Annotated in this window: 25 protein-coding genes; 18 read left to right on the top strand and 7 right to left on the bottom strand. The window is 62.4% G+C overall.

What is annotated here, in order from left to right:
* Positions 1–43 precede the first annotated feature (43 nt).
* A complete protein-coding gene (locus ACTXGA_RS01765; protein ID WP_443391377.1) occupies positions 44–451 on the bottom strand; it encodes a DUF2934 domain-containing protein in 408 nt (135 codons plus the stop codon).
* 167 nt (positions 452–618) lie between these two features.
* On the bottom strand, positions 619–1656 hold the full coding sequence (gene rsgA / locus ACTXGA_RS01760; RefSeq protein WP_443391376.1) for a ribosome small subunit-dependent GTPase A: 1038 nt from the start codon (positions 1654–1656) through the stop codon (positions 619–621).
* Positions 1657–1894: 238 nt separating this feature from the next.
* On the opposite strand from rsgA, the gene ACTXGA_RS01755 reads away from it, so the two are divergent.
* The 3 genes from ACTXGA_RS01755 to mltG all read left to right on the top strand — a co-directional run bounded on the left by ACTXGA_RS01755 (position 1895) and on the right by mltG (position 5276).
* Positions 1895–2692, top strand: a complete 798-nt coding sequence (locus tag ACTXGA_RS01755; RefSeq protein ID WP_443391375.1) for a glycosyl transferase — start codon at positions 1895–1897, stop codon at positions 2690–2692.
* A 157-nt stretch (positions 2693–2849) separates the two neighbouring features.
* Positions 2850–4112 (top strand): beta-ketoacyl-ACP synthase II, encoded by a 1263-nt coding sequence (gene fabF / locus ACTXGA_RS01750; protein WP_443391374.1) that lies wholly within the window; start codon positions 2850–2852, stop codon positions 4110–4112.
* A 6-nt stretch (positions 4113–4118) separates the two neighbouring features.
* Entirely contained in the window at positions 4119–5276 is a 1158-nt protein-coding gene (gene mltG / locus ACTXGA_RS01745) for an endolytic transglycosylase MltG (RefSeq protein ID WP_443391373.1), read from the top strand.
* A 160-nt stretch (positions 5277–5436) separates the two neighbouring features.
* On the opposite strand, the gene ACTXGA_RS01740 is transcribed toward mltG, so the two are convergent.
* Positions 5437–5781 carry an MmcQ/YjbR family DNA-binding protein gene (locus ACTXGA_RS01740; RefSeq protein ID WP_443391372.1) on the bottom strand — a complete coding sequence of 115 codons (345 nt, stop codon included), beginning with the start codon at positions 5779–5781 and terminating at the stop codon, positions 5437–5439.
* A 158-nt stretch (positions 5782–5939) separates the two neighbouring features.
* Between ACTXGA_RS01740 and ACTXGA_RS01735 the strand changes: the two genes are divergently transcribed.
* The 6 genes from ACTXGA_RS01735 to ACTXGA_RS01710 all read left to right on the top strand — a co-directional run bounded on the left by ACTXGA_RS01735 (position 5940) and on the right by ACTXGA_RS01710 (position 11319).
* Entirely contained in the window at positions 5940–6320 is a 381-nt protein-coding gene (locus tag ACTXGA_RS01735; RefSeq protein ID WP_443391371.1) for a VOC family protein, read from the top strand.
* Positions 6321–6538: 218 nt separating this feature from the next.
* On the top strand, positions 6539–8053 hold the full coding sequence (cysS, locus tag ACTXGA_RS01730; protein ID WP_443391370.1) for a cysteine--tRNA ligase: 1515 nt from the start codon (positions 6539–6541) through the stop codon (positions 8051–8053).
* Positions 8050–8217, top strand: coding sequence for a hypothetical protein (locus tag ACTXGA_RS01725; protein WP_443391368.1), 168 nt, complete (start codon positions 8050–8052; stop codon positions 8215–8217). Before cysS ends, ACTXGA_RS01725 begins: the two co-directional genes overlap by 4 nt.
* Entirely contained in the window at positions 8214–9833 is a 1620-nt protein-coding gene (gene cimA / locus ACTXGA_RS01720; protein ID WP_443391367.1) for a citramalate synthase, read from the top strand. Before ACTXGA_RS01725 ends, cimA begins: the two co-directional genes overlap by 4 nt.
* Positions 9833–10552, top strand: a complete 720-nt coding sequence (locus tag ACTXGA_RS01715; protein WP_443391366.1) for a class I SAM-dependent methyltransferase — start codon at positions 9833–9835, stop codon at positions 10550–10552. The genes cimA and ACTXGA_RS01715 overlap by 1 nt, the downstream gene beginning before the upstream one ends.
* On the top strand, positions 10549–11319 hold the full coding sequence (locus tag ACTXGA_RS01710; protein ID WP_443391365.1) for a squalene/phytoene synthase family protein: 771 nt from the start codon (positions 10549–10551) through the stop codon (positions 11317–11319). The genes ACTXGA_RS01715 and ACTXGA_RS01710 overlap by 4 nt, the downstream gene beginning before the upstream one ends.
* 4 nt (positions 11320–11323) lie before the next feature.
* On the opposite strand, the gene ACTXGA_RS01705 is transcribed toward ACTXGA_RS01710, so the two are convergent.
* Positions 11324–12550: an MFS transporter gene (locus ACTXGA_RS01705; protein ID WP_443391364.1), complete on the bottom strand. Its 1227-nt coding sequence runs from the start codon at positions 12548–12550 to the stop codon at positions 11324–11326.
* A 160-nt stretch (positions 12551–12710) separates the two neighbouring features.
* On the opposite strand from ACTXGA_RS01705, the gene ACTXGA_RS01700 reads away from it, so the two are divergent.
* From ACTXGA_RS01700 to ACTXGA_RS01665, 8 genes are all read left to right on the top strand, one after another.
* Entirely contained in the window at positions 12711–13418 is a 708-nt protein-coding gene (locus ACTXGA_RS01700) for a precorrin-6A/cobalt-precorrin-6A reductase (protein WP_443391363.1), read from the top strand.
* Complete coding sequence (locus ACTXGA_RS01695; protein WP_443391362.1) at positions 13394–14041, top strand: DNA-3-methyladenine glycosylase family protein; 648 nt, start codon at positions 13394–13396, stop codon at positions 14039–14041. The genes ACTXGA_RS01700 and ACTXGA_RS01695 overlap by 25 nt, the downstream gene beginning before the upstream one ends.
* Before the next feature lie 34 nt (positions 14042–14075).
* Entirely contained in the window at positions 14076–14207 is a 132-nt protein-coding gene (locus ACTXGA_RS01690) for a hypothetical protein (protein WP_443391361.1), read from the top strand.
* 45 nt (positions 14208–14252) lie between these two features.
* A complete protein-coding gene (locus ACTXGA_RS01685) occupies positions 14253–14918 on the top strand; it encodes an alpha/beta hydrolase (protein WP_443391360.1) in 666 nt (221 codons plus the stop codon).
* Between the two features lie 568 nt (positions 14919–15486).
* The gene (locus tag ACTXGA_RS01680; protein WP_443391359.1) at positions 15487–17838 is read left to right on the top strand and encodes an NACHT domain-containing protein; all 2352 of its coding nucleotides are present in this window, start codon (positions 15487–15489) and stop codon (positions 17836–17838) included.
* A 343-nt stretch (positions 17839–18181) separates the two neighbouring features.
* Complete coding sequence (locus ACTXGA_RS01675) at positions 18182–18478, top strand: antibiotic biosynthesis monooxygenase family protein (RefSeq protein ID WP_443391358.1); 297 nt, start codon at positions 18182–18184, stop codon at positions 18476–18478.
* 209 nt (positions 18479–18687) lie between these two features.
* A complete protein-coding gene (locus ACTXGA_RS01670; protein WP_443391357.1) occupies positions 18688–19272 on the top strand; it encodes an HNH endonuclease in 585 nt (194 codons plus the stop codon).
* 111 nt (positions 19273–19383) lie between these two features.
* On the top strand, positions 19384–20862 hold the full coding sequence (locus ACTXGA_RS01665; RefSeq protein WP_443391356.1) for a DUF1963 domain-containing protein: 1479 nt from the start codon (positions 19384–19386) through the stop codon (positions 20860–20862).
* A gap of 1 nt (position 20863) precedes the next feature.
* Here ACTXGA_RS01665 and ACTXGA_RS01660 read toward each other — a convergent pair whose 3' ends face one another.
* The gene (locus tag ACTXGA_RS01660) at positions 20864–22261 is read right to left on the bottom strand and encodes a COG3904 family protein (protein WP_443391355.1); all 1398 of its coding nucleotides are present in this window, start codon (positions 22259–22261) and stop codon (positions 20864–20866) included.
* A 212-nt stretch (positions 22262–22473) separates the two neighbouring features.
* Between ACTXGA_RS01660 and ACTXGA_RS01655 the strand changes: the two genes are divergently transcribed.
* Positions 22474–22755: a hypothetical protein gene (locus ACTXGA_RS01655; RefSeq protein WP_443391354.1), complete on the top strand. Its 282-nt coding sequence runs from the start codon at positions 22474–22476 to the stop codon at positions 22753–22755.
* Between the two features lie 101 nt (positions 22756–22856).
* Here the strand turns inward: ACTXGA_RS01655 and ACTXGA_RS01650 are convergent, their stop codons facing one another.
* Both ACTXGA_RS01650 and ACTXGA_RS01645 read right to left on the bottom strand, forming a co-directional pair.
* On the bottom strand, positions 22857–23363 hold the full coding sequence (locus tag ACTXGA_RS01650) for a bactofilin family protein (protein ID WP_443391353.1): 507 nt from the start codon (positions 23361–23363) through the stop codon (positions 22857–22859).
* Positions 23353–24660 carry a DUF5930 domain-containing protein gene (locus tag ACTXGA_RS01645; protein WP_443391352.1) on the bottom strand — a complete coding sequence of 436 codons (1308 nt, stop codon included), beginning with the start codon at positions 24658–24660 and terminating at the stop codon, positions 23353–23355. Before ACTXGA_RS01645 ends, ACTXGA_RS01650 begins: the two co-directional genes overlap by 11 nt.
* Between the last annotated feature and the right edge of the window lie 24 nt (positions 24661–24684).

Below are 24684 nucleotides of genomic sequence, written 5' to 3'. Positions count from 1 at the left end.
CCTAAAGGGCGGCGGGGGCAGTACTCCCCGCCGTTATTTCAATTCAGGTGTCAGTTTTTGCCGGGGCCTTGCGCGGTTTGCGCGTGGTCTTTGGCTTGGCCGTTGCTGTCGCGGCGACGGGGGCTGCTTCGGCTGCGGCTTTGGTTTTGGCGGCCGGTTTCGCAGCCGCGCGGGTGCGTTTGGCCGCCGGTTTTGCTTCGGTCTTTGCCTCGCCTGCGGGCTTGTCAGCGGCTTTTGCCTTGGTGGCTGCCGCCTTGGGCGCGGTCTTTTTGGCGGCCGGTTTCGCGGCGGCTTTGGCGCGGGGCTTGCGGGCCGGCTTGGCGGCGGCTTTCAGGGCCTCGGTGGCGCGGAACCAATGTTCCTGGTCGCGGCCATTCGGGCAACCTTCTTCCAGCCAAAGGTTATAGGCGGCTTCGGCGATCATGCCGGTGTCGATCTGGGGGGTGCTCATGGGAGCCTCCAATAATTGAGTTAGCGCTAACGGGGGTAGCGGGAAACTGCTCCGGCTTTCAATCTCTCAAGGGGCTGCCGCACCGCGGCGTGACCTTACGGCACCACAAAAAACGCGCGCGCAGGCGGAAATTTGCCGGGCAGGCGCTTTGGACCTGCCCGGCTGTCTCAGGCCAGACCGCCCGGATCGCGCTTTCGTTTGCTCTTGCCGACCGCGTCCTTGACCATCCGGTTGAAGGCCTTGCCCCGTGCCCGCGCCTCGGCCACGGTTTCGGAATTGAACCGGTCCTCACGCAGCAGCTTTTGCCAGCGCGCCAGTCTGTCGGGGTCCAGTTCCCCCGCCGCAATGGCCGCCTGCACGGCGCAGCCGGGTTCCCCCTGATGCGCGCAATCGCGGAACCGGCAGTCCTGCGCCAGTTGCTCGATGTCCTCGAAGACGGCGCTGATGCCGTCCTCGACCCCGGCAAGCTGCAATTCGCGCATGCCCGGCGTGTCGATCAGCCACCCCCCCGCGCGCGTCGCCACCATGCTGCGCGTGGTGGTGGTGTGGCGGCCCTTGGCGTCATCTTCGCGGATGGCCTGCGTTTCCGCCGACTCTCCGGTCAGCAGGTTGCGCAGGGTGGTTTTGCCCACACCCGAAGACCCGACAAGCGCCAGCGTCTGCCCATCGCGGCACCATGGTGTCAGACGGTCCACGTCTTCAGGGTCGGTGGCGTCCAGCGCGATGGCACTGGCCAAGGGCGAAATCCGTTCGGCCCGGCGCAGGAAATCGCCCGCATCCTCGGCCAGGTCGGACTTGGTCAGCACGATCAGCGGCAGGCAACCGGCGCTGTGCGCCAATGCCAGGTAGCGTTCCAGCCGCGCGGGGTTGAAATCGGCGTTGCAACTGGTGACCACGGCCAGCGTGTCCAGATTGGCCGCGATGCGTTGCAACACGGCGTCGCGTCCCGCTGCCCGGCGGGCCAGATCGGAAAACGGCGTCAGGCGGCGCACCGCGTGCACCCCGTCACTCAGCACCCAGTCGCCAACCACATAGGCGCCAGAGGATTCGGTGGGGATGAGTTCCGCAGCGCCATTCGCGCCAAGCACCCGCAGGCGGTCGCGGTGGACCTCGGTGATGCGCAGAGGTGTAAGCGTTTCGTCACCATCCAGCTGGCGCGCGAAGTGGTCCGACCATCCAAGGTCGGCAAGTGTATAGTCGGTCAATTTGGTGGAATCCCGTTCAAGCATTCAGATACGGTCCGCGCGCGGCGGTCCGGTTCACATGCACGGGCGGCGGGCCTTGTGTCAGCGCGCAACCCGGAGGGTCGATGCAATCTCCATCACGTCCTCCCTTCGGGATCAGGTTGGACGGCACGTTAGCCCAGAGCATGTGCTGCGGCAAGCGCTGGTATTCCCGCCCGCGCGTTGTTATCTGGCCCGAACCGGAAAAGGGAAGGGCGCGATGACACGGGTCAATATCATGTGCATCAAGTGGGGCACGCTGTTTGGCCCCGAATACGTCAACCGCCTTTATTCCGGCGTGCGGCGCAACCTGTCGCGCCCGGTGCGTTTCATGGTCATGACCGAACATGCGGACGGTCTGCACCCGGATATCGAGGTGCTGGACCTGCCGGTGGAACCCTTCCTGGAACCGATGAACGCGGCCCTTGCGGTGGCGAACCGGCAGGGGGCGATGCGCAAGACCTCGCTGTTCCGGCCCGGTCTGGTGCCGGATCTCGAAGGGCCTGTGCTGGGCTTTGACCTCGATGTGGTGATCACCGGATCGCTGGACGAGATCCACGATCTGGCCCCCGGAACGGTGGCCATGCGCCACGATTGGACGGAAAAGCGTAAGGGGCGGCCTACCGGGCACGGATCTGTCTTTCGCTTCGATCCGGCGCTGCACGGGTTCCTCTATGACGATCTGGCCGCCAACCCCTACGAAGAGGTGGAAAAAGCGCGCGGGTCCGAGCAGCGCTATACTTCGCACAAGGCGATGGATCGCGGCGTTTTCACCTATATCCCAGAGCCTTGGGTCGTGTCCTTCAAGTACGACTGCAACCCGTTCCCGACCAACTATCTGCGCGCGCCGAAACTGCCCGCCGATGCGCGCGTCGTCTGTTTCCACGGTCGGCCCAAGATGACGGACGCACTGTCCGGGTACAGCGGGTCGGTCATCCGCTATTCCAAACCCTGCGACTGGCTGGCCGATCACTGGATCGACCGGGCGCGGGCGGATCTGGGCGACGACTGGGCCTGAGGGGCTGTGCATCCACCAGCCTCTGCTGGGCAAGATACAAATCAAACAAGAACCCCCGGGGGTCGGTCTTCTGCCGATCGCGCGGTGATCCTCTTGCCCCTGTGGGGCTTCGCGCGGTAAGAGCGGGATAAAGAGCGAACAAGAGAAGGGCAGGCGCATGGCACGTCGCGTTGTCGTCACCGGATTAGGATTGGTCACACCGTTGGCCTGTGGAGTCGAGGAAACGTGGTCGCGGCTGCTGGACGGACAGTCCGGCGCGGGCACCATTACCAAGTTCGACGCCAGTCACCTTGCCACCACCTATGCCTGCGAAGTGCCGTATGGCGATGGCAGCGACGGCACCTTCAATGCCGACGACTGGATGGACAAAAAAGAACAGCGCAAGGTCGACGACTTCATCAAGTTCGGCATTGCCGCGGCAGAACAGGCCGTGCGCGACGCTGACTGGACGCCCGAGGGCGAAGAGGATCGCCTGCGCACCGGTGTTATGATCGGGTCCGGCATCGGCGGTCTGAATTCCATCGCCGAAACCGCGCTTCTGATCCGCGACAAGGGCCCGCGCCGCGTGTCGCCCTTCTTTATCCCCGGCGCACTGATCAACCTGATCTCGGGCAACGTCTCGATCCGCTACGGCTTCAAGGGGCCGAACCATGCGGTTGTGACGGCCTGTTCCACCGGGGCGCATGCCATCGGCGATGCGGCACGGCTGATCAAATATGGCGATGCCGATGTCATGATCGCGGGCGGGGCCGAGGCCGCCATCAGCGAAATCGGTATCGCGGGCTTCAACGCCTGCAAGGCCCTGTCGACCAAGCGTGGCGACGATCCGAAAAAGGCCAGCCGCCCCTATGACGCGGACCGTGACGGCTTTGTCATGGGTGAAGGCGCGGGGGTCGTGGTTCTGGAAGAATACGAACACGCCAAGGCGCGCGGCGCAAAGATCTATGCAGAGGTCTGCGGCTACGGCCTGTCGGGCGACGCCTATCACATCACCGCCCCCTCCGAGGATGGCGAAGGCGGTGAACGGTCCATGCGGGCCGCGCTGAAGGATGCCGGGCTGGAGCCGACGGCGCTGGACTATATCAACGCGCACGGCACCTCGACCATGGCGGACACCATCGAACTGGGCGCTGTGGAACGCCTTCTGGGTGATCACGCGTCCAAGGCAACCATGTCGTCCACCAAATCCGCAACCGGCCACCTGCTGGGCGCGGCCGGCGCGATCGAGGCGATCTTTTCGATCCTCGCGATCCGCGACCAAGTTGTTCCGCCGACGATCAACCTTGAAAACCCGGCGGTCAACTCGCCCATCGATCTTGCTCCCAATGCCAAGCGGGAACGCAAGGTGGATTACGCCCTGTCGAACTCCTTCGGGTTCGGCGGCACCAATGCCAGCGTGATCTTCGGAAAGGTGGAGTAACTCCAAATGTGGCGCAGTATCGCCTCGAACGCGCTGACCTTTCTGGTCGTCGCGCTCTTTCTCCTCGGCGGCGCCCTGATCTGGGCGCAACGGCAATACACCGCAGAGGGGCCGCTGACCGCGCCGATCTGCCTTGAGGTGCCGCGTGGCACCAACATGCGCGCCGTGTCCGAGGATCTGGGCGATCGCGAGGCGGTGGCCAGCCCGCTGATGCTGCGGCTGGGCGCGGATTACTCCGACAAGGCGCAATCCCTGAAAGCGGGCAGCTATATCGTCCCCGAAGGGGCCTCCATGGCCGAGATCGTCGATATCGTGACGCGCGGCGGTGCCTCGACCTGCGGGACAGAGGTGGTGTACCGCATTGGTATCACCCGGGCGAGCGTACAGGTCCGTGAGATCGACCCGAACACCGGCCGTTACGAAGAACGCGCCAGTTTCGACCCCGGCGAAGGGGCCGCGCCAGAGATCTATGCCACGGTCAAACAGGCGCGCGACACGCGGTATCGCGTGGCGCTGGCCGAAGGCGTGACCAGCTGGCAGGTGGTCGAGGAACTGAAAGAGATCGACATTCTCGAAGGCACGGTGGAGGTGCCCCCCGAAGGCAGCCTTGCGCCGGACAGCTATGAGATCGCGCCGGGCGACACTCGCGAAAGCCTGATCGCCCGGATGCAGCAGGCGCAGGAGGTGATCGTGGCGCAGGCCTGGGCCAACCGGGACAGCGGTCTGCCGCTGACCAGCCCGGAAGAGGCGCTGACCCTGGCGTCTATCATCGAGAAGGAAACCGGCGGCCCCGAAGAACGCCCCGAGGTGGCCAGTGTCTTTATCAACCGTCTGGAAAAGGGGATGCGGCTGCAAACCGACCCGACGGTGATCTATGGCATCACCAAGGGCGAGGGCATCCTTGGCCGCGGGCTGCGCCAGTCCGAACTGCGCCGCGAGACGCCGTGGAACACGTATGTGATTTCCGGCCTGCCGCCGACCCCGATTGCAAATCCGGGCCGTGCCAGCATCGAGGCGGCGCTGAACCCTGCGCAGACCGATTACCTGTACTTCGTCGCCAAGACGCTGAACCCTGCGGACGGGCATAATTTTGCGGTGACGCTGGACGAGCACAACAAGAACGTGGCGATCTATCGCGCGCTGGAGGCGCAGCGGGATCAATAAGGTTTCGGGGGCGTAATCCAGCGGTGCGCGCTGGCGCGCGCGCAGGGGGAGCGCTCCCGGCGGCCTGAGGCCTTGGTCCCGCGATAAGCGCGCCTTTCGGCGCGCTATTGCGCTTGCGGGACCGGCAGGGACCAGACAGCGGCGTTTGCTGAGGCTGGGGTCAGTCGCCCGCGATTTCGCGTTGCTTCTTTTTGGTCAGGCCGGAAAAGATCAGGGAATACGAGGTTTCCAGCCTGTCACGCAATTCGTCCTCGGGGACCCTGTCCCAGTCGATGCGCACCCATGAGCGGTGGAAGTAGGGGGCCTTTTGCCCGCGGTCCATCTCGATCAGCAGTTGCGCGTCCTCGACCGACGGTGTCTTGACCGAAACCCCGTCGCCCATGCTGCCGATGCAGGCGAACATCTTGCCGCCGACCTTCCACGCATCATGCCCGCCGCCCCAAGGGTCCGAGACTTCGGCGCCGGGGAATGTTCTGCAGATTCGGTTCACGGTGTCACGGCTCATGTGATCAGTGTGCCGGATGGTGGGATTCGCGCAAGTTTTCCTGTGGGTCCGGCGGCTGGTTTCGCAAGGCACTGTTTTTTCGTTGAAGTTTTGGATTGTCCTCAAGTCCGGTTCAGGAATTACCTTGGTCGCCGATGACAGGATCACAGGAGTTTCCCATGTCCACCACCCTTGAACACGTCAATATCGCGGTGCCCGATCCGCGCGCCACCGCCGCCTTGTTGCAAGAGGTCTTTGGCTGGCGCATCCGCTGGGAAGGACCGGCCAAGGACAATGGCCACACCGTGCATGTCGGCAATGAAGAGACCTATCTGGCGCTCTACGCGCCGGCCCGGGCGCTGGACGCCGCGATCCCGCGGTATCGCCACGAAGGCAGCCTGTGCCACATCGGCCTTCGCGTCACGGACCTGAAGGCGGCCGAGGAAGCCGTCCGGGCCGCGGGCTATGCCCCGCACAGCCACGCCGATTACGAACCCGGACAGCGGTTCTATTTCGACGGCCCGGATGCGGTAGAATACGAGGTGGTCAGCTACGCCTGATCCGGCACCGGCGCGGTCACAGCCGCCGCGCCGGATTTTCCTTTGCTTGGATACCGCTCCGTGGTAACAGCGTTACCATGACGACCGCTGCACACATCATCTGCTGCATTACCTGCTGACATAGGCCGGGGTTCCCCGGTCAACGGCGGGACGGTCCTCTATTCCAATCCATCATCAGAGTTGCTAGGCCCGCCGCAACATTTGCGAAGGACGAGGCCATGGACATACGCTTCACCAATTCCCGGACCCGGAAGAAGGAAATCTTCCAGCCGATCGACCCGACGAACGTGCGTATGTATGTCTGCGGCCCGACGGTTTATGACCGCGCGCATCTGGGCAATGCCCGCCCCGTGCTGGTGTTCGACGTGCTGTTCCGGCTCTTGCGCCATGTCTATGGCGACGATCACGTGACCTATGTGCGCAACTTCACCGACGTGGATGACAAGATCAACGCCACCGCGCTGGCGCGCAAGGAGGCGGGGGCCGAGGGCACGCTGGAGGATCTGGTGCGCGAACGGTCCGATGAGACCATCGGCTGGTATCACGCAGACATGGATGCGCTGGGGGCCTTGCGGCCCACGCAGGAACCGCGCGCAACCGCCTATATCGGCGAGATGGTGGCGATGATTAAGGATCTGGTCGCCAGCGGCCACGCCTACGCGGCGGAAGGCCATGTGCTGTTCTCGGTCGAGAGCTACGAGGCCTACGGCGCGCTGTCGGGGCGGTCGGTCGATGACATGATTGCAGGCGCGCGGGTCGAGGTGGCGCCCTACAAGAAGAACCCGATGGATTTCGTGTTGTGGAAACCGTCCACCGATGACTTGCCGGGATGGGATAGCCCTTGGGGCCGGGGCCGTCCGGGCTGGCACATCGAATGCTCGGCCATGAGCCACGCGCTGCTGGGTGATAGTTTCGACATTCACGGCGGCGGCAACGACCTGACTTTCCCGCACCACGAGAATGAGATCGCCCAGTCGAAATGCGCCCATCCCGAGGGGGATTTTGCGCGGGTCTGGCTGCATAACGAGATGCTGCAGGTGGAGGGCAAGAAGATGTCCAAGTCACTGGGCAACTTCTTTACCGTGCGAGATCTTCTGGACGGGCACGACGGAGCACCTAGTGTCCCGGGCGAGGTGATCCGCTTTGTCATGCTGTCGACGCATTACCGAAAGCCTATGGACTGGACGGCGGAGAAGGCGCGCGAGGCCAAGGAAACGCTCAGAAAATGGGCGAGTGCGGCGACCCAATACACCAGCTTCGATGTCGATGAGGATTTTCTCGAGTATCTATCGGATGACTTGAACACAGCGGCGGCAATTTCACGACTAAATGAGCTCTATGACGATGATGCTCGTGCCGCACTTTGCGCCTCGGCCAAAATTCTCGGTTTTGATCTCGCCGAAATATCGAATAACCAATGGGCCAAGCCGTTCAGCCTTGAAATCGAAGGCGGTCAGTTCTGGGAGGAGGGTATCGACTACCAACCGACTGTGGGACTTGTTGGCTGGGGTGAAGCCCCCGAAGAATTGCAAACCGCTGTACTGGGGTTAGTCCATCGATGGCTCGCGTATCGACGGGGGAAGGACTGGAAAAACGCAGACAGGCTCAAGACTGAAGCATTGTCGATTGGCGTAGAACTACGAGCTTCTCGATCGCCGAACGGTGTAAATGGCGGCTTGGCTCATCTTTCAGATACGTCGATGCCGATTCACCTGGTGGAGGCGTTGAAATGATCCTCCACTCGAACCTCTTCGCCCGGCGGCACGCCGGGCAGCCCCCGACCGCCCCCCAGGGCGGGGGCTTTGCCCCCACCCTCGGTCGGGGACTGCCCTTTGCGCTTCACGGAACCCATGCAACCCGCCTGTGCGAGTTCGATCTGCTGGAGGCCTGCCAATGACCCGCGAACGCCTATCCCTCTACGACACCACCCTGCGCGACGGGCAGCAGACGCAGGGCGTTCAGTTCTCCACCGCCGAAAAGCTGAAAATCGCTGCGGCGCTCGACAGCCTTGGTGTCGATTACATCGAAGGCGGCTGGCCCGGAGCGAACCCGACGGATTCCGGCTTTTTCGAAGAAGTGGGTAAGACCCGCGCCACGATGACCGCCTTTGGCATGACCAAGCGCGCCGGGCGTTCCGCCGCCAATGATGAGGTGTTGGCGGCGGTGATGAACGCGGGCACGCCCGCCGTCTGCCTTGTGGGAAAGACGCATGATTTCCACGTCACAACGGCGCTGGGCATCACGCTGGAGGAGAACATCGCCAATATCGCGGCCTCGATCTCTCATATCGTGGGGCAGGGGCGCGAGGCGCTGTTCGATGCTGAGCATTTCTTTGACGGCTACACGTCGAACGCTCCCTATGCGCTGGATTGCCTGCGCGCCGCGCTGGAGGCGGGCGCGCGCTGGATCGTGCTGTGCGATACCAACGGCGGGACCTTGCCGTATGATATCGGGCGGATCGTGGGGGATGTGATCGACAACGGCATCCCCGGCGACCGTCTGGGCATTCATACGCACAATGACACGGAAACCGCCGTCGCGGGATCGCTGGCCGCCGTCATGGCGGGCGCGCGCCAGATCCAGGGCACGCTCAACGGGCTGGGCGAACGCTGTGGCAATGCCAACCTGACGGCGCTGATCCCGACGCTGTTGCTCAAGGCGCCCTACAAGGACCTGTTCGACACCGGCGTCAGCACAGAGGCGCTGGCCGGGCTGACCCGGACCAGCCGGATGCTGGACGACATCCTGAACCGGGTGCCGCAGAAACAGGTGGCCTATGTGGGCGCCTCTGCCTTTGCCCACAAGGCGGGGCTGCACGCCAGCGCGATCCTCAAGGATCCAACCACCTATGAACACATCGACCCTGCGCTGGTGGGCAACCGCCGGGTGATCCCGATGTCCAATCAGGCGGGGCAGTCGAACCTGCGCAAACGTCTGGGTGAGATGGGGCTGGAGGTGGACAAGGCCGATCCGGCACTTGCGCGCATCCTCGAACGGGTCAAGGCGCTGGAAACCGAAGGTTATTCCTATGACACCGCTCAGGCGAGTTTCGAACTGCTGGCGCGGGACGAACTGGGCCTGTTGCCCGAGTTCTTCGAGGTCAAGCGCTACCGGGTGACAGTGGAGCGGCGCAAGAACAAGTACGACAAGATGGTCTCGCTGTCCGAGGCGGTGGTTGTCGTGAAGGTGGACGGCGAGAAGAAACTCTCGGTGTCGGAGTCGATGGACGAGGACGGCAATGACCGCGGCCCGGTCAACGCGCTGTCCAAGGCGCTGGCCAAGGACCTTGGCCGCTACCAGGAGGCGATCGACGACATGCGGCTGGTCGACTTCAAGGTGCGCATCACCCAAGGCGGGACAGAGGCCGTGACCCGCGTCATCATCGACAGCGAAGACGGGCAGGGGCGGCGTTGGGCCACCGTGGGCGTCAGCGCCAACATAGTCGACGCCTCGTTCGAGGCGTTGCTGGATGCGGTGCGCTGGAAACTGGTGCGCGACGGGGTGCCGGCCTGATGGACTGGAGCGCCTTCTTCACGGTCCACAAGGACCTCCCGCGAGAGGGGCCGGGCACGGCGGATGACGTGTCATGGGCGCTGGAGCTTGCGGGCTTGCCCGAGGGGGCAATGATCTGCGATGCCGCCGCCGGACCGGGCGCCGATGTGGCCGCACTGCTGACCGCACCGGGCGCGCGCGTGCTGGCCTTCGACAAGACGGCGCAATTTGTCGAGACGATGCAGGCGCGGTTCGCGGGCGAGCCGCGCGTGACGGTGCGCACGGCGGATCTTGCCGCGATCGGGGATTTGCCGGAGGCGCCGTTCGACATGATCTGGTGCGCCGGGGCGCTATATTTCCTTGGTCTGAAAGACGGGCTGGACATCATGCGCGCGGCCCTGAAACCCGGCGGTGTGCTGGCGTTTTCCGAACCTTGCTTCTTTACCGATGCGCCGTCTGCAGAGGCGCGTGCGTTCTGGGAAGGCTATTCCACCCGGGACGTCGGGGGCATCCTGTCGGCGGTTTCCGCCACGGGGTTCGAGGTGCTGGGATCGCGCCCGGTGTCGGACGAAGGCTGGGAGGCCTATTACCAGCCCATGGAGGCCCGCATTGCCAAGCTGCGGGCAGAGGGCGACCCGGCCCTGACCGGGATGTTGGACTATTGCGCGGCAGAGGCCGTGCAATGGCGGGCATTGCGGGCCGAAACCGGCTATCTTCTGACGGTGGCGCGGCGCTCATGAGCTGGGAACCCGGAGGAGACCTCTACGCCTGCGCACAGATCGTCGAAAAGGGCGATCCGGAACGCTTTGCCGCGGCCATGGCCGCGCCTGTCGCGGCGCGTGCCGTGCTGTTCCCGCTCTATGCCTTCAACGTCGAAGTCTCCCGTGCGCCATGGGTCACGCAGGAGCCGATGATCGCACAGATGCGGCTGCAATGGTGGCTGGATGCGCTGGACGAAATCGCCGCAGGCGGGTTCGTGCGGCGGCATGAGGTGGTCACGCCTCTGGCTCAGGTCCTGTCGGGCGTCGATCTCGCCCGGCTGAGGGCGACGGTGGAGGCCCGCGAACGCGATCTGGAACGCGTGCCGTTCGAGGATGAGACCGCGCTGCTGGACTATCTTGAACGGACCTCTGGCGGGATTGCCCTGACGGCGCTGGCGGCGCTTGGCGCTGCGCCGGAAAGGGTCGATGCGGCCTTGCCCCATGCGCGGGGCGCGGCGCTGGTCCGCTATCTGCAGGCGGTGCCGGAACTGGAGGCGCGCGGCAAGCTGCCCTTGCCCGACGGCCGGGCAGAGGCGCTGACACGGCTGGCACAGGCACAATTGGCAGAGATGCCGCGCAGCCTGTCGGCGCTGCGCAGATCCTTCGGCCCCGCAGGCGCCGCCTTGCGCGAATTTGCGCAGGCGCGGCCCCTGTTGGTGATGGTGGCACGCGATCCCGCGGCGGTGGCCGAGGGGCGTCTGCGGCTCAGCGAATTTCAGCGCCGCTGGCGGTTGCTGACGGCCTGACGGATCAGGCCTTCGCCTCATCCTTTGGGCGCAGCAGCAGCCAGATCAGCGCCCCGCCCGCCAGCGCGAGGAAGGGCGCCATGGCAAGGTTCACCGCCGTCCAGCCCTGTTGCGCAGAGCCGCCCGAACAGTTCATCAACCCGCCCGAAGCGAGCGAGGCAAAGGTCACGCCGCCGAACACGATCAAGTCGTTCAAGCCCTGCATCCGCCCGCGCTCATGCGCTTCATGCGCCCCGGCCAGCATGGTTGTCGCGCCGATAAAGCCGAAATTCCAGCCAAGCCCCAACAGGACCAGCGCCACAAAGAACTGTTCCAACTCGACCCCCGACAGGCCGACGACGCCTGCGCCCGCAAGGATCACCAGCCCCGTCGCCATGATCTTTTCCACGCCGAAGCGCGCGATCAGGTGGCCGGTGAAAAAGCTGGGCGCAAACATCGCCAGCACGTGGGCGGTCACGACATTGGCCGCATCATCCGTTTCGAACCCGCAGCCGACCACGGCCAGCGGGGTCGAGGTCATCACAAGGTTCATCAGCGCGTAGGAAACGGTGGCACAGATCACCGCAACGGCGATGCGCGGCGTGGTCAGCAGCTCCCACCGGCTGCGCCCGCGCGGCGCGTCCTCGGACGGGCGCGGCGGTTTCGGGATATCGAGGAAGAGGAACAGCAGAGCGCCCAGCAGGTTGACCGCGATCACCGCCGCATAGGTGCCAAGGAATGGCACGACAAAGGCATCCGCCGTCACCTTGACCAGTTGCGGCCCGATGATGGCCGACAAGAGCCCGCCCGCCATGACATAGGAAATCGCCTTGGGCCGGAATTCGTCAGAGGCGGTGTCGGTCGCGGCAAAGCGGTAAAACCCCTGCGCCGACATGTAGGTGCCGGTGATCAGCGACCCCAGCAGGAAGATCGGGAAAGAGGCGACATAGAGCCCATAAGCCCCGACCGCACCACCCAAGGCCCCGGCGCTGGCCCCGACAAAGAACCCGGCGCGGCGGCCATAGCGCTGCATCAAGGCGGACACCGGCGTGGCCGACAGCATCGATCCAAGCACGATCAGAGAGATCGGCAAGGTCGCGAAGCAGGGGTTCGGCGCCAGCGACTGCCCGGCCAGCCCGCCGATGGTAAAGATCATCGGCATCTGCGCGCCAAGGATGGCCTGCGCAAGGACAAGAACGATGACGTTGCGGCGGGCGCGGGCGTCGGCAGCGGCGGGGGACAGGGTGCTCATGGCGAATGGGTAGGCGGCGGCGCATAGAGGGGCAAGAGGCAATATGCCGCCGGGCGCTGCGCCTATATGTCCTGCGCCTCTCCTCGTGGCCTCTCGGCAGACCGAAACGCGCGCGCGAGAGGAGGTTTCGCTTGGGATCACTCTGTTCTAAGCAGTCGGGATGAACGGGATCGTGATCATAGGTGGCTCGGTCGAGGCCTATCGCCTGGCGCGGCAATTGCCGGGGGCGACAGTACTGTTGAGCGCGCCCGAACGGGTGGCCCGGCGTTGGCCCGGGCCGGTGCGGGTTGGCCCCATCGACGCGGCGGCCCTGCGGCTGGCCGGCGCGCGCGCCGTGGTCGAGGCGGCGCATCCCTGCGACACCGCAACCGCCCACGCCACGGCCAAGGCGGCGCAGGAGGCGGCTGTGCCGCACCTGCAACTGGTCCGGCCTGCGTGGCGGGCGGGGCGGCGCGATCTCTGGCTGCCGCTGCAACACGTCCGGGAGGCGGCAGCGGTAATCCCGCGCGGCGCACGTGTGCTTGTCACCACGGGGCGCGAGGCTCTGCCGGGGCTGAAGGCCCTGCAGGCCCATGTCCTGATGCGGCGGATCGGTGGGGAAACCGGGCCCTTCCCGCTCAAACGTGGGCGCTTTCTGGGCGGGTCGGGGCCTTTCACCGTCCAGCATGAGATCCGCCTGATGCGCAGGGAACGGGTTGACTGGCTGCTGGTGCACAATGCAGGCGGGACCGGCGGCTGGCCCAAGCTGCAGGCCGCGCGCCAGTTGCACCTGCCGGTGGCCATGCTGGCCCGTCCGCGCCGCCCGGACGGCCCGCGCGTCGAAACCGTTACGGAGGCCCTGCGATGGCTGGAGATCAGGACACAATAGGGCGCGTCATTCGGGGCGACGCCTGCGTGGCCGAAGGCGCGGCGTGGCTGGCACGGCAGGATCCGCGCTTTGCCTATGCGCTGGATCAGGTCGGCCCGCTGCCGCTGCGCCTGCGCCCGGACGGATTTGCCCAACTGCTGAGCGCCATCGTCAGCCAGCAGGTCAGCGTCGCCTCCGCCCGTGCGATCTGGGCGCGGCTGGAAACGGCAGGCATGGTGACGCCCGAGGCCGTGCTTGCCCGCACCGAAGATGACCTGCGCGGGTTGGGCCTGAGCCGGCAGAAGGCCGCCTATGCCCGCGCGCTGGCCGGGGCGGGGATCGACTATGACGCCCTGCGCAGCGCTCCGACCGGCGAGGTGATCAAGACCCTTGTGGCGGTCAAGGGCATCGGCGTCTGGACCGCCGAGATCTACGCCATGTTCAGCCTTGGCCGGGCCGATGTCTTTGCCCCCGGCGATCTGGCCCTGCAAGAGGCGGCGCGCGCGCTCTTCGATCTGCACGAACGCCCCAAGGAACGCGCCCTGCGGGTCATGGCAGAGGATTGGGCGCCCTGGCGATCGGTTGCGGCCCGCATCCTCTGGGCCTACTACCATGTGGACAAGAACCGCGAGGGGATCGCATGAGGCATGGTGTGGTGGCCGCCGCTGTGGTGGCGGCGTGTTTGGTCAGGGCTGCGTCGGCCATACCGGCAACGGCAGGACCATCAACAAGGCCGACACCACGCAGGTCACGGAATTTCGCATCAACGACACGGCGCTTGGGGCAACTGCGGGCGCGGTCGAGGTCTGATCGTTCGAGAAACGCAGACCACAGGCTCATCACGGGAGACAGGGTATGACACGAGTATTGCAGACCGGCCGCAAAGAGCCGGTTTCGGGAGACAAGCGCTCTTGCGTGGTGTTTCTGCACGGCTATGGCGCCAATGGCGCCGACCTTCTGGGGCTGGCCGACCCGCTGGGCGAGCATCTGCCCGACACGCTGTTCCTGTCCCCCGACGCGCCAGAGGCCTGCGCCGGGGCGCCCTTCGGGTTCCAGTGGTTCCCGATCCCCTGGATCGACGGCTCTTCCGAGGAGGAGTCGATGGCCGGCATGGCGCGCGCGGTGGACGATCTGAACGCCTTTCTCGACGCGCTGATGGTGGATGAGGATCTGCTGCCGGAACAGGTGGCGCTGGTGGGCTTTTCCCAGGGCACGATGATGAGCCTGCACGTGGGGCCTCGGCGGGAGGATGAACTGGCCGGGATCGTGGGCTTCTCGGGGCGTCTGCTGGCGCCGGAGCTTCTGGCCGATGAGGTGGTGAGCAAGCCGCCGATCCTGCTGGTGCATGGCGATCAGGACGACGTGGTGCCGCCCCAGTCGCTGCCGGAGGCGGCCCAGGCCCTGCAGGAGGCGGGCTTCAAGGAGGTCTACGCCCATATCATGGAGGGCACCGGCCACGGCATCGCGCCGGACGGGCTGGGCGTGGCGCTGGCCTTTTTGCGGGACAAATGCGGCTTCTGAAACGGGGCCTTTCCCGGGGGTGTCCACGCGTGGACAGCTTAGGGGGAATGTAGATTCAAGGGGTTACAAGGGCGTTTTAACCCTTGGTTAGGAAAGCGGCCCCGGAACGGGGCCGCAAGTCTGGGGGGATCGAGGGCGGAGAGCCGAAGTTCGCTGCAGAACGCACAGATGACAGCTTCGCGCCGCATCGCAGACTTTGCAAACTTTTGCATACCACCCAAACCGCATTCTACGAAAGAACCCGATTGCCACAGCCGGTCTTGCCGATGTTCGCATACGGCACAGCATCCCGCCTCTCGACAAAGGGCAAACAGAGGGTCAAACTATAAGTTGAAACACGAACCACTACATTCAGAACCAAAAAACAACCCCTGTTCCGAATTCGCCCGCGTAAAACAATGAAAACTTTTCAATGACATATAAGCGCTGAGGGACTCCTTCTCAAAGAAACCGCCCGGAGGTGATCGACTAGAGGTTCAGCGCAGCTACTTGACGTATCTCCTCTCATACCTTCAAAGGCAATCTCAATATTTCCAAGAGATACCGATAACAATACGGGATCAAGACGTTGAAAAAGAATCCGGGATCCGAACTAAGAGACACGATTTTTGGGCTGCTCCGAGCAAAATATCCGGGCGTTAAAAAGGAAGCAAAAATCGGAACAACAACTGCTGATCTGTATTTTGAAGATATCTCGCAATTCGGATCAATAAAAATCGCCATTGAGTGCAAGGATTGGTCAAAATCCTTAACTTCGAAAGATCTTGCAGAAATACATTTACTATATAGCCCCGCCCTTAACTCTGGCGCAATCGATAGGCTGGTAATCATATCAAGACATGAACTAGGTCAGCAACCCAGCGCAAGTCTCAAAGACCTTGATAGCGTGGAACACATGACATTTGATGTGTTTGTTCACTCTCTAATGGATTTCAGCCTTCTCCTGCAAAGTAATATTGCGGCATTTGACAACCATGAAGGATCTCAAAATTTTATTCACCCAAGGATTGTGGGGAATTCAGAGCGGCTGGAATATCGGGTTCGAACATGGTTGGAAGAATTAAAGACTCCACTCGCAATGGTTTATGGTGGATATGGTCTGGGAAAGACAACTTTCAGTTATTATATTGCTAGTGAACTTACCAGAGAATATCTTTCAGGTGATTTCTCTCGCATACCTGTGCGTATTTCGCTGGGCGGACTTTACACAAAACAAGACTTGAAAGCTCTGATCTGTTCAGAGCTCACTGGGGCAGAAGGGCAACCCGCCGTAAATAATTTTTCATATGATCTTTTTTTTCAAATGGTGCGAAGAGGTGCTATATTTTTGATATTGGATGGATTTGACGAAATGCGACACGCGATGTCCATCGAAGATTTTTCGTACACCTTTGAACAAATGTCTCCGCTTTTCCAAGAAAATTCAAGGGCGTTAATTTTGGGGCGACCAGACGCATTTTTTGACGAAAAAGAAGAGTTGGATGTCGTTAACGCATTGCTTGACGCCACTGATTGCAAGGAGGACGAGATTCCAAAATTCGAAGTGGAGATGTTCTCAAAAGAAGACGTGCAAGCGTATCTCAGAAATTATCGTGAGCGGAGAGATTTATCAACTGACGAAGGAGAATTGATAGACAACTTGACTGAGAGCGAATATCAAACTTTGTCGAGGCCAGTGCAAGTCAACATGTTTACCAAAATTCTTTCCTACCTCTCGAGGCGAAGAGAAACTGAACTAACTCGATACAGGTTGTACCAAGAGTTTATTAAGCGCTTTGCAAAGAGAGAAGGTGAGAAGCCCGCTCGGGGGTTGGCGGACGCGACCCCAAATTACGAGCTTGGTTACGATGATCCGCGAACTGTTTTTATGCAAGAACTAGCTTGGTGGGTGTCAACGGAGCACCGAGAGAATAGATTCCTGCCATCCGAAATTCCATATCGCTTGCTTCCGAAGGCACTGAGGTCAACGAAGGTTCAACTAAACGATATCCGGGAAGCTCTCATTGGGTCTGTTGCAGAAATTGCATCAAATCAATCTGACGCGGGTCTCGTTGGACTGAAAGGGCCAAATTATTTCTATTTTCCTCATAAGAGCTATATCGAGTTTCTCGTAAGTCAATACTTCTGCAGGGTGTCCTTTACTAAGGACACATACAGAACGTTCTTTTCGTTTGCAAACCCGGAGATGCTGTCTTTTGTCGAAGAGGGTCCAAATATTGGAGCGCAAAACATCGCCGAAGGACTTGATCATGCGCTTGGGAGCATTCCAAAAAAGATTCTTGAGATTGGATCGACAAGTCAGCGGTGGCAAGAAAGATTTGACGTAGCGTCGAACTACCGCAACTTGAGGTCGGCAAGTCAATATATGGGGTACATCTACCTGGAACGGGAAGGGAAGTACGAGCAACTTGAGAATTTCTTGCTTACACTTTTAAACTCAGCGAGATCATCGAAAGCTGTATCTTCTGCACTTATCCTCAACGGTCACCATCTTGTTTCATCTCGGAGTTCTTCATTCGCGGATAGGATAATTGCAAATAGCTTCATTTCATTGACGGATGTTCAATTGCAGAGAATTTGGCAAGAGAAAAAGGACAAAAAGATAGTAAATACTACGAATATCGACCCGGGGTTCGTGATTGACCAAATTTATTTTCACTCAGTTCTACTTCGAAGGTGCGTTAAGTTTAATGGCGGTACGTTAAATGACTCAAAACTTGATCCTACTGAAATGTTATTGGCTGGGGAGGCGACTATCAAGAGTGGAATGCACTGCGAAGATTTTCTGCATTCCAGTTCAACAGGGAGCCATCGTGGCGCCATTGCGATCAATGCGGAGAATATAGTAGAAATTATTTCGAAAAAAGGTTCTTCGAAAAAGGTTGATTTTTTTAATCAGATTTTCCATTTCAACTTTTGACCCAAATTTGACTTGCGATTATCGAAGAAAGTTGCTTTTCCTGCGGTAAGAGGATGATTTCGACATTTCAAATCACGAAGTGTTTCTCACGACGATGAGTGAAGTCATTGGATCGGGAAGTCACTGGATTGCTCGTATGGCGGCCTTGTACCGTGCAACTTACCTACACTTAGGCTGACAATATTCCGCTTTGGGGTGCACAGCCGTCATTCAGGGAACTTGGCATGAATGGCAGCTCTGGGCCGTCATCAGACACCACCACATCCCCCGCCACACCGCCTTCTGTGCTACACTCTCCCCAAGGGGCCGGGGGCTCCGGCCCTGTCACAGGGGAGGCCCCACCATGATCATGCGCATTTTTCAGGTCATCACTCGCCCCGGCAAGGAGGCGGAGTTTGGCAAGTTCTTTCACGAGGTCGCCATCCCCTTGATCAAGGGAACCGAGGGCGTCGTCGACGTCTTGCCGGGCGCGCCGCGCGCCGAAAGCCCGCGAGAGTTTGCCTTTGTCATGATCTGGCGCGATCTGCAGGCGCTCAAGGATTTCGTCGGCGAGGATTATACCTCGGCGCATATCGACCCGGCGGAGGAGGAGCTGGTCGAACACCGGCTGATCCGCCATTACGACCTGGTGCAGCCCTGAGCCACGCGGCGGGCGGAGGGCGACGGACGGGCTGACCCGGTGCGGCTGTCACATGCCTCTTACATAGGCAGGCTACCCCTGTGCACGAACACCTTATCTTGCGGGACTTGCCAGAGGCGAAACGCGAGATATAGTGTTTCGAAGGCTGGGGCGGGTTCCCCGCTCTGGTGCTACGTGGGTGAGCAGGCAGGGCGAGGGAAGAGTCTCTCATGAATACCGAGTTCAGAACCAATTTCGTGCGCGAGCCGGGCGCGCTGAAACACTATCCCGCGCTGGTGCTCAACGCGGATTACCGGCCTTTGTCCTACTATCCGCTGAGCCTCTGGCCGTGGCAGGACGCGATCAAGGCGGCCTTTCTCGACCGGGTGGATATCGTCGCCGAATACGATGAGGTGGTGCGCAGTCCCAGTATGGCGATCAGGATCCCCAGCGTGGTGGTCCTGAAAGATTTCGTCAAACCGCAGAAGCGCGTGGCCTTCACGCGCTTCAATCTTTTTCTGAGGGACGAATTCAGGTGCCAGTACTGCGGCACCAAGACGGAACTGACCTTTGACCATGTCGTGCCGCGCGCCGCCGGAGGCGTGACAAGCTGGGAAAACGTGGTGGCCGCCTGTGCGCCCTGCAACCTGCGCAAAGGGTCGAAAAGCCTGCGCAAGGTAGGGATGAGCCTGCGCAAGCCGCCGCGTCAGCCGTCGGCCTCTGAGCTGTTGAACATGGGGCGCCGGTTTCCGCCGAACCATCTGCATGACAGCTGGATCGACTTCCTGTACTGGGACGCCGAACTGGAGGCCTGAGGCACGGGCAGGATCGGGGCAACCCTGTCCGTTTCCGGACAGGTCCCTGTGGCGCCGCGCCATGGACGCCCTGTTCCCCGTGCCCCTGCGCCAAGGCAACGGGTGAGTGATATGGACAAGGTTTTGATGGCGGTGATCGGTCTGGTCTGGGCCAGCAGCCTTGGCTGGCTTTTCTGGGCAAATGAGGTCGACCGGTCCCAGCCGCTTGGCCTGATGCTGGGCGTTCTGGCGGTGTTTCTGGGGCTGACGGCGCTGTTGCTCTACCTCAAGAAGGGCCACGACCGTATGGCGCGTGCCTCCGACCGGCGCAGGCCTTCGGACGGTCCGGAACCGCAGGACCGGACGCGGCGCAGGCAGAAAGAGAGGGCGTCGGAGCAGCGGGACGCCGGGGCGGGGCGCCGTATCCATAGCCTGGATATCGAGGATATCGGCGCGCAGTTGCATGCGCTGACCGGCATCGACGGGCGCGCGGATGCGCTGCCCGGCTGGATGCTGCGCCTGCGCTCTCCCTATGCGGGGCAGGGGCCGGTGACATCCTGGATCGGCGGGCGACCCAAGCGGCCCGCAGTGCTGGACTGGCCGCGCGATCCCGAGGGCGTGCCGCTGACCTTCCTGATGCAGATCGATCTGGCGGATATTCTGCCCGAACCCCAGACCGGGGTACGCCCGCCCGGTTTGCCAACGGAGGGGGCCTTGGTGGTGTTCATCGGCATGTGGGCCCATCACGTCGAACTGCTGGACGCCGCGCAGATGCAAGAGGCGGTGCCGACGGATCCGCCGCCGGACCTGCCGCTGCTTCGCGACATCGGATTTTTCGCCGAACAGCACGAATTTCCCTGCCACGCGGTGGATCTGGTGCCGTTCATGGACGAGGACGGGCAGCGTCCGCCGGGGCTGCCGGATCTCTTTGCCCGGCCAGAGGGCTGGATCACCACAAAGGGGTTTGCCGCCTTCGAGGCCGGACACGCCATCAAAACGCTGCGGCAGGCGATCCGGCTTGCCGAGACCTTTGAGGCTTTCTTCAAGGACAAGGACATGTCGCAACTGCCCGAGCACAAGCGGCGGGAGCAGCGGCATCATGAGCTCATGGCAGAGGAGGCCCCGGGCCTGATCGCCGAGCTTGAGGAGTTTGTCGCACTGTGCGGGCAGGGGGCGCCGGAGGAGGCTGTCGATCCCGACGCGCTGGCGCAGATCATGGCGCGGCGCGATGCGCTGTGTGACCGGATGGGGCCCTATGCACCCGGACAGCACCTGCGCGGTGGGGCAAACAAGATGTTGCGAGAGCTGCTCTGGGCCTATCCGGAGATACAGCGCGACGGGGATTTCGGCAGTGTGCCAAAGGCCTATCGCCCCTTTCTGGATCTGCAAATCACCGCATGGCGGGGGCATCGCCTGTTCGGGCTGGAAACGCCGCCGCCCCACAATTCAGAGGATCTGCGCGGGCAGGACTGCTTGTTTGCCCTGTCAGAAGACATGCTGCTGGCCATGGAGACAGAGCATTTCTACGGCTTCTCCGTCTGGTGCCCGCGGGATCAGATGGCGGCGGGCCACTATGGTGGCGGGCATTTGATCCGGCACTCGAACGGCTGAGTCAGCTGGCCGGGACGAAACAGAAGACGTTGTTCGAGGCATCGTTTCGGAAACACCGGGGCCGGGCGGACGGGTCCGGCAGGAGATCGCCCGGCCAGTACCATGACGTCGCGCGGTTGCCGTTGAGGCTGAGCACCAGCCCCGCATCCTCGACCGTCGTGCGGGCCCCGGACGGCCAGAGATGGGTGTCGATCATCAGCCCGCCCGGCGCGGTGCGGCGTGAGCGAGAGCAGGCCTCACTGTCCGTCATGCGGGCCGGTTCCGCACCGGTGAAGACGTAACACCGCCCGCCGCTGGTCAGTTCCTGAACCCGCCCGTTGCGGGGCAGGGCGGTGAGAGGCAGTTCCCCAGGCCAGGCCATGTAATTCTGAAGGTAGCCGAAAAAGACCGCCGGGACGGCGTTTTCCACGTCGCCGACCCCCCAGACAGATTGCCGGATCAAGGCGCCTTCGCCCCAGAAATCCGGGGTGAAATCGGACCCCAGATCGCCCGCCGTCACGCCGCAGGTGCCCGCGGCCTCCATCCCGAAGGCGGTGTATTCATAGGCGCCGTATTCGTTGCGCCGGACCTCTTCCAGCGGGGCGCCCAGACGTGGCCATGCGTCCGGGTCGCTGGTGTCCTGATCCAGCGCGGACAGGTACAGGTTCGTGCAGCCGTTGCGGACCACCGCATCCGTGACCGGCCCGGGCGAATCGATGCCAAGGATCGAGATGCGCCAGCGCGCGGCCTCTTGGACCTTTGTGATGTAATGCATGTCCTCGGCCGGGGTCGCGTGCATCCGCGCGGCCAGCGAGGGGGCAAAGCGATAGGCCACGAGGTTGCGAAAGATCAGTTCCGTCACCGCGACCGAGATCTGATAGGCCTTGGCCACGGAGGCGGCATCATACCGGCCCTCTGGCACCGTCAGGCTGGGCGCATGAAACCCCAGCTTTCCGTCCACGTGCAGAAAGCGGTTCACCGTCAGGCCAATATCGCTTTCCGTGGAAAAGCTGCCCGCCATGAAGATCAGCGCGCAGGCAGATTCGCAGCGCGCCCCGGCCCGCACCACGGTGCCCAGCCGCCCGTGCACGAATTCGGTCAGGTCCATCGCCTCTGTCAGCGATCCGCCGGGACTGTCGAGGCACAGGTTCAGCGGCGTGTAAAACCCCATGTTTGGTGTGCCGTCCTCGAAATCCTCCCCCACATAGATCAGATCGCGATACTGAGGCAGGCGCGCGACCTGATCGACCACGGCCCGCAGCCGGGCAAGGTCTCCCTCTTCGATGCGCCCGCGCAGATCCGCAATACAGCCATAGGCTGGGTCATCTGACAGGGTGATCTCTGCCGCCTCAGCGGGGCTTCCCATACCGAGTAGGGCGCCCAAGGCGAACAGGCTCATAGCTGACATCAGGTGGTGCATCGGACAATCTCCCCCGGTTCCGGCCGTCTTTGGACAGGAAACCAAATGCCCACCCACGACGCGAGGAAAAACCGACAGGGGCCGCAGCCTGAACTTGGGCCTCAGCCTAAACATGACTCTTTGAGTCGCATTCTAAAATTGAAATATGGCTCTTGTGCCTTTGCGACCCTTGGTCAAGGATAATCCAAACCAACCAGACAAAGGGACAGAACATGCGTTTCAAGGCAATGGCTATGATTGCATCGGGTTTGCTGATTGCAGCCTGTGCACAGCAGGAAGAAGAGGTCGGGGTCTATTACCCGGTCACATTGGACAAATACGGCAACGTTGTCGGCGGAACCATTGTCGATGGCAACTTCGTTCTGCCCGATGGAACCGTGGCCGGCCCCGTCAGCCCCAGCGTGACCGACGACAACCGCGATCGGGATCAGAGCCGGGATCGCGCGCAGGCCCAGGCCCAGCAAAACGTGCAAAGCCGGAGCCGCGGCAACTAACTGACGCAAGTTTTGGAGGGGGCTGATCAACGACGGCCCTGCCAAACAAAAAAGGCCCCGCAAATGCGGGGCCTTTTTTCTGGTCCGGTAAGGCTGCGGCGTTACTGGCCCGTATTCGCAGGGGCGGCCGGGGCAGGGGTCTGCGCTGCCGGACGCTTGCCGCCGTTCAGCGGATCGTCCTGACGCTGCACCGAGCCTTCGAAATGGGCGCCGGATTCGATGGCGATCGTCTTGTGGATGATGTCACCCTCGACGCGCGCGGTGGCGGTCAGGCGGACTTTCAGGCCACGCACGCGGCCCACGATGCGGCCATTCACGACCACGTCGTCGGCGACCACTTCGCCCTTGATGGTTGCGCTCTCGCCGATGGTCAGCAGGTGGGCGCGGATGTCGCCCTCGATCGTGCCTTCGACCTGGATATCGCCGGTGGTCTTGATGTTGCCGGTGACGTGCAGGTCAGCCGACAGCACCGATGCGGGCGGTTTGGCCTTGGGGGTGGCGGCGGGCTTGTAGTCGCCTGCCGCAGGCTTCGACGCCTCGGGCATGGCCGGTTTGGACACGTCGTCGGCCTTGTGGCCGGGCTCATTGATCTTGCTCTTAGAAAACATCGTTCGCAGCCTTGATATAGATCATCGGATTGACGGGTTCGCCGCCGACTCGGACTTCATAGTGAAGATGCGTCCCCGTCGACCGACCGGTGTTCCCCATATCACCGATCCGCTGCCCGCGCGAGACCCTTTGGCCGACGTTCACGCGGATTTTGGACATATGTGCGTAGCGGGTTTCGATCCCGAATTCATGCTGGATCTTGACCAGACGGCCATACCCCGATTGCCAGCCCGCGTGGATCACGACACCATCTGCGGTTGAGTAGATCGGCGTGCCATGCGGCGCGGCGAAATCGGTGCCTGCGTGCAGGCGGCCCCAACGGTAGCCAAAGCCAGAGGTAAAGCGGAAGGAATCCTTGAGCGGCGAGGCAAAAGGCGCCTTCTGGGCGGCGATCCGGTACAGGTTCAGCCGGTCCATCTGGTTCAGGATGCGGTTGGCGCGGCGGGCATCAAGCGAGTCGCCATCGCCCTTTGTCGAAAAGCTCAGCGGGGTCAGCGGGCCGCCCTGGCCGGAATAGCCCTTGCGGACCTCGCCAAGAATGCGGTCGGGATCCATGCCGGCCTTCTGGAACATCTTGTCCAGCGGCGTCATCGACACGGTCATCGCCTCTTCCAGCTGGCGGAAGATGCGGTCGTTCTTGTCTTCCATGCCTTCGATCTCGGCCTGCATCTCGGCAGAGCGGATCAGCGCCTGCTGCGCATCGGCAAGGATCTGGTCCCGTTCCACGGCAGTGCGGGCCAGCGCGTCGGACAGCATCTTGACGGTGGTGTCATCGCCTTCCGAACGGGCAAGGGCGACCTCACCCTTCAGCTCCGCTTCCAGCTCGGCCAGCCGGGTCGAGGCCTCGTTGCGGTCGCGGATCACGTCGCGCAGCGTCGCCTGAATCACGTCGATCCCGGTTTCCAGCTCGCGGCGGCGGGTTTCGGAATCCAGCAGTTCGGTCTGCATCAGCGAAATCTGCTTCAGCGCCGAGCCAAAGCGTTCCTGCGCGGCCAGCGCCTCGGCGGCGCGCGAGTCGCGCTCGGCCGACAGGGCGTTCAGCCGCTGCTGATAGGTGATCTGTTCACGAAGGGCCTGTTCGCGGAAGTTGCCGGCGCCGATCGAGTCCATCAGCAGGATCGCCGTGGCCACGATGGTCCAGCCCACCACCATCACGATGCCGCCAAAGGCAATCGCCTGCGTTTCGGATTTCAGCCGGATGAAGCGCGTGTCGGTATCGGACCGCAGAAACAGCCGGCGTTCCGGAAAGAAGCGCTCCACGAGCGCATGAATTCTGATCGTCAGACGTGATCTCACCCGACTGTCCCCTAGTCCCGTCCC

This window comes from Antarctobacter jejuensis (genome assembly GCF_052266595.1).
GTDB lineage: Bacteria > Pseudomonadota > Alphaproteobacteria > Rhodobacterales > Rhodobacteraceae > Antarctobacter > Antarctobacter jejuensis.
This window is presented reverse-complemented; position numbering and strand designations above follow the sequence as displayed.

Coding starts and splice junctions, on each gene's coding strand:
- fabF (WP_443391374.1), top strand. CDS start 2,850: ATGGCACGTCGCGTTGTCGTCACCGGATTAGGATTGGTCACACCGTTG.
- ACTXGA_RS01765 (WP_443391377.1), bottom strand. CDS start 451: ATGAGCACCCCCCAGATCGACACCGGCATGATCGCCGAAGCCGCCTAT.
- ACTXGA_RS01660 (WP_443391355.1), bottom strand. CDS start 22,261: ATGCACCACCTGATGTCAGCTATGAGCCTGTTCGCCTTGGGCGCCCTA.
- ACTXGA_RS01675 (WP_443391358.1), top strand. CDS start 18,182: ATGATCATGCGCATTTTTCAGGTCATCACTCGCCCCGGCAAGGAGGCG.
- ACTXGA_RS01700 (WP_443391363.1), top strand. CDS start 12,711: ATGAACGGGATCGTGATCATAGGTGGCTCGGTCGAGGCCTATCGCCTG.
- ACTXGA_RS01655 (WP_443391354.1), top strand. CDS start 22,474: ATGCGTTTCAAGGCAATGGCTATGATTGCATCGGGTTTGCTGATTGCA.
- ACTXGA_RS01670 (WP_443391357.1), top strand. CDS start 18,688: ATGAATACCGAGTTCAGAACCAATTTCGTGCGCGAGCCGGGCGCGCTG.
- ACTXGA_RS01695 (WP_443391362.1), top strand. CDS start 13,394: ATGGCTGGAGATCAGGACACAATAGGGCGCGTCATTCGGGGCGACGCC.
- ACTXGA_RS01725 (WP_443391368.1), top strand. CDS start 8,050: ATGATCCTCCACTCGAACCTCTTCGCCCGGCGGCACGCCGGGCAGCCC.
- ACTXGA_RS01650 (WP_443391353.1), bottom strand. CDS start 23,363: ATGTTTTCTAAGAGCAAGATCAATGAGCCCGGCCACAAGGCCGACGAC.
- ACTXGA_RS01715 (WP_443391366.1), top strand. CDS start 9,833: ATGGACTGGAGCGCCTTCTTCACGGTCCACAAGGACCTCCCGCGAGAG.
- ACTXGA_RS01740 (WP_443391372.1), bottom strand. CDS start 5,781: ATGAGCCGTGACACCGTGAACCGAATCTGCAGAACATTCCCCGGCGCC.
- ACTXGA_RS01705 (WP_443391364.1), bottom strand. CDS start 12,550: ATGAGCACCCTGTCCCCCGCCGCTGCCGACGCCCGCGCCCGCCGCAAC.
- mltG (WP_443391373.1), top strand. CDS start 4,119: ATGTGGCGCAGTATCGCCTCGAACGCGCTGACCTTTCTGGTCGTCGCG.
- ACTXGA_RS01710 (WP_443391365.1), top strand. CDS start 10,549: ATGAGCTGGGAACCCGGAGGAGACCTCTACGCCTGCGCACAGATCGTC.
- ACTXGA_RS01735 (WP_443391371.1), top strand. CDS start 5,940: ATGTCCACCACCCTTGAACACGTCAATATCGCGGTGCCCGATCCGCGC.
- ACTXGA_RS01665 (WP_443391356.1), top strand. CDS start 19,384: ATGGACAAGGTTTTGATGGCGGTGATCGGTCTGGTCTGGGCCAGCAGC.
- cysS (WP_443391370.1), top strand. CDS start 6,539: ATGGACATACGCTTCACCAATTCCCGGACCCGGAAGAAGGAAATCTTC.
- ACTXGA_RS01685 (WP_443391360.1), top strand. CDS start 14,253: ATGACACGAGTATTGCAGACCGGCCGCAAAGAGCCGGTTTCGGGAGAC.
- ACTXGA_RS01755 (WP_443391375.1), top strand. CDS start 1,895: ATGACACGGGTCAATATCATGTGCATCAAGTGGGGCACGCTGTTTGGC.
- cimA (WP_443391367.1), top strand. CDS start 8,214: ATGACCCGCGAACGCCTATCCCTCTACGACACCACCCTGCGCGACGGG.